The organism is Dietzia sp. HMSC21D01 (genome assembly GCF_001815995.1).
Classification (GTDB): Bacteria; Actinomycetota; Actinomycetes; order Mycobacteriales; family Mycobacteriaceae; genus Dietzia; species Dietzia cinnamea.
In genome coordinates, this window is sequence record NZ_KV823678.1 from 1 (window position 1) to 3,409 (window position 3,409).

The 3,409-nt window shown below is 73.9% G+C and carries 3 protein-coding genes; 2 read left to right on the top strand and 1 reads right to left on the bottom strand.

The window, feature by feature from the left end; translation table 11 throughout:
• The first annotated feature begins 88 nt into the window (after positions 1-88).
• Complete coding sequence (locus HMPREF3086_RS01865; RefSeq protein WP_061228442.1) at positions 89-778, top strand: demethylmenaquinone methyltransferase; 690 nt, start codon at positions 89-91, stop codon at positions 776-778.
• Positions 779-851: 73 nt separating this feature from the next.
• On the opposite strand, the gene HMPREF3086_RS01870 is transcribed toward HMPREF3086_RS01865, so the two are convergent.
• A complete protein-coding gene (locus tag HMPREF3086_RS01870; RefSeq protein ID WP_246830852.1) occupies positions 852-2,159 on the bottom strand; it encodes a geranylgeranyl reductase family protein in 1,308 nt (435 codons plus the stop codon).
• 145 nt (positions 2,160-2,304) lie between these two features.
• Here HMPREF3086_RS01870 and HMPREF3086_RS01875 point away from each other — a divergent pair, with 145 nt between their 5' ends.
• Positions 2,305-3,354, top strand: a complete 1,050-nt coding sequence (locus tag HMPREF3086_RS01875) for a polyprenyl synthetase family protein (protein WP_061228440.1) — start codon at positions 2,305-2,307, stop codon at positions 3,352-3,354.
• Positions 3,355-3,409 lie beyond the last annotated feature (55 nt).

Sequence of the window (3,409 nt, forward strand, 5' to 3'; positions counted from 1 at the left end):
GCCGGCGCCCGCTCGTCCACGGGCCGCGTCGGCTCCTCCGCGGGCCGGGTCCGCGTGGGCCTCGGCCGGGCCGGGTAGCGTCGGGGGCGTGTCCCGCGCCAATCTCGACAAGCAGCCCCGCGACGTCGCGTCGATGTTCGACGGCGTCGCGAAGCGTTACGACCTGACCAACACGATCCTGTCCGGAGGCATGGACCACGTGTGGCGGCGCCGGGCCCGGTCGCTGCTCGCGCCGCGGCCGGGGGAGCGGATCCTCGACCTGGCCGCCGGCACCGCCGTGTCGACCGTCGAGCTGGCCAGGTCCGGCGCGTGGTGCGTGGCCGCGGACTTCTCGCTCGGCATGCTGCGCGCGGGTGCGGGTCGGGACGTGCCCAAGGTCGCCGGCGACGCGATGAAGCTGCCGTTCGCCGACGCCTCCTTCGACGCCGCGACCATCAGCTTCGGCCTGCGCAACGTCCAGGACACCGCCGCCGGTCTGCGGGAGATGGCGCGAGTGGTCAAGCCGGGCGGGCGGCTGGCGGTGGTGGAGTTCTCCACGCCCGTCTTCCCGCCGTTCCGCGCGCTCTACATGAACTACCTCATGCGGGCGCTGCCGAAGATCGCCACGAGCGTGTCCTCGAACCCGGACGCGTACGTCTACCTGGCCGAGTCCATCCGCGACTGGCCGGACCAGCAGGCGCTGCTCGAGATGGTCGAGGCCAGCGGCTGGGAGCGCTGCAGCGTCACCAACCTCACCGGCGGCATCGCCGCGATCCATCTGGCCCGTCGCCCCGCCTGACGCCGCCTGCGCCCTCGGTCCGCCGCAGAGGCCGCCCGCCCGGCTCGCGCACGACCGACGGGTGTCCGCGCGGTCAGTCGGCGAACAGCGGGCGCCGGTCGAGCCTGCGGGCCACCGACCCGGCCGCCCGCCACGCCCGCGCCACCACGTCGCGGTCCGAGTCGGCGACGGTGTTGGACATGCAGCGCACCGCCGCCGTCATCAACGTCTGCGAGCGCATCCCCACCGGACCGGCGATCGGCAGGAATCGCGGATAGGTGAGCAGTCGGGCGGCGTCCCGGGCGATCGCGAACGCCTCGCCGTACGTCCGCCGCAGCACCTCCGGCCACGCGTGCGTGAGCGGCTCCGTGCGGGCACCGCCACCGTCCGAGCCGACACCGTCCGAGCCGACACCGCCCGAGCGCGTCCCGTGGCCGGCGAGGATCAACTCGGCCAGCAACCGCCCGCCCTCGAGCGCGTAGTCGATGCCCTCACCGTTGAGCGGGTTCACGCACGCCGCCGCGTCACCCACCGCCGCCCAGTTGCGGCCCGCCACCCCCGACACCGCGCCGCCCATCGGCAGCAGCGCCGACGTCACCGCCCGCGGCTCACCCTCCAACGCCCAGTCCCCGCGCACGCTACGGGCGTAGTGCTGCAGCAGCTCCTTGACCGCCACGTTCGCCGGCCGCGCCGACGTCGCCAGCGCGCCCACCCCGAGGTTGACCTCGCCGTCGCCCAGGGGGAACACCCACCCGTAGCCGGGCTGGATGGCACCCGCCTCGTCGCGCAGCTCGAGGTCGGACCCGATCCACGGATGGGCATGCCGAGCGGACCCGACATACGACCGCGCCGCCACGGCGTAGACCGTGTCGCGATGCCAGGTGCGACCCAGCAGACGACCCACCGGCGACCTCACGCCATCGGCCACCACCAGTGTCCGGCACTCCACGCGATCGTCCCCGGCCAGGACGGCGGTCACCTCGTCGTCGTCGCCCCTCTCCACGCCCGTCACCCGCACGCCGTGGTGCACCACCGCGCCGGCCTCGACAGCCGCCTGCCGCAGCCGGTCGTCGAACACAGTGCGCCGCACCGCCGACCCCGTGCCCCCGTGCTCACCCGCCGGCCACGGCACCCGTCGCTCGTGGCCGAAGCCCCGCAGCTCGAGGCCGCGGATGGTGATCCGGTCCCGCGCCCAGCCGCCCAGGCCCAGCCGGTCCACCTCGAGCATCGCCCGCGGCGTCAGGCCGTCCCCACACGTCTTGTCGCGCGGGAACTCCGCGGCGTCGAGCACCGTCACCTCGCGACCCGCCCGCGCCAACCACGTCGCGGTCGCCGCCCCCGCCGGGCCACAGCCCACCACGAGGACATCGGTCGAAGAGGGAAGACGCCGCCGGGACTCCATACGCACCATGGTGGCAGGTCGGCGGGCGCGACGGTCGCCGGCACCTCGGGCGGGGTGGGGTGCCGCAGCCGCCGGGCCGGGACCGTAGTCTGTCGGGAAGGGCCGGTCGATGCCGACCCGCACCAGGCGACGAGGACGAGTGGGGATGTCGAGCGATTCAGTGACGACCGGCACCGCGGACACGGCGACGGACCACGTGGTGGCCGGCGTGGACGTCGGTGACGCAGACCTCGCCGCCGCCCTGCGAGGGCGACTCGACGAGGTTGAGAAACTGCTGGTCAGCCGGCTCGAGAGCGGCGAGGACTTCCTCTCCGAGGTCGCCCTTCACCTCGTCACCGCCGGCGGCAAGCGCTTCCGGCCGATCGTGACCCTCCTCGCCGGCGAGATCGGGCCCGAGCCCGACCACGAGCGCCTGGTCAAGGCCGCCGTCGTCTGCGAGATGATCCACCTCGCCACCCTGTACCACGACGACGTCATGGACGAGGCCAGCATGCGCCGCGGCGTCGAGTCCGCCAACAGCAGGTGGGACAATTCCACCGCGATCCTCGCCGGCGATTTCCTCTTCGCCCACTCGTCCATGCTGCTGGCAGACCTCGGTCCCGCCGCCGTCCAGCTCATCGCCCAGACCTTCGCCGAACTGGTCACCGGGCAGATGCGCGAGACCGTCGGGCCCGGCGTCGGCGGCCGCGACGAGGACGCAGCCCAGCACTACCTGCGCGTCATCTGGGAGAAGACCGGGTCGCTCATCGCCGCCGCCGCCCAGTTCGGAGGCGAGTACTCCGGCGCGACCGGCGAGCAGATCGCGCGGCTGCGCAGGTTCGGCGACGCGGTGGGGATCGCGTTCCAGATCGCCGACGACATCATCGACATCGCCTCCCCGTCCGCCGAGTCCGGCAAGACCCCCGGCACCGACCTGCGCGAGGGCGTGCACACCCTGCCGATGATCTACGCGATGGAGGCCGGCTCGCCCGACAGTCCGCGACTGCGCGACCTGCTGGCCCAGCCGCTCACCGACGATGCCGAGGTCGCGGAGGCGTTGGAGTTGCTCCGTGTCTCCGACGGCATGCGACGCGCGCGGGCGACGCTGGAGAAGTACGTCGACGACGCCATGGCCGAGCTCGACGCCCTGCCCGCCGGCCCCGCCAACGAGGCGCTGCGCCGACTGGTGCGCTTCACGGTCGACCGCGTCGGCTGAGCTGCCGCGGCGGCTGAGAGACCGCGGCCGGCGCTGACCGGGCGTGTGCGTGCGG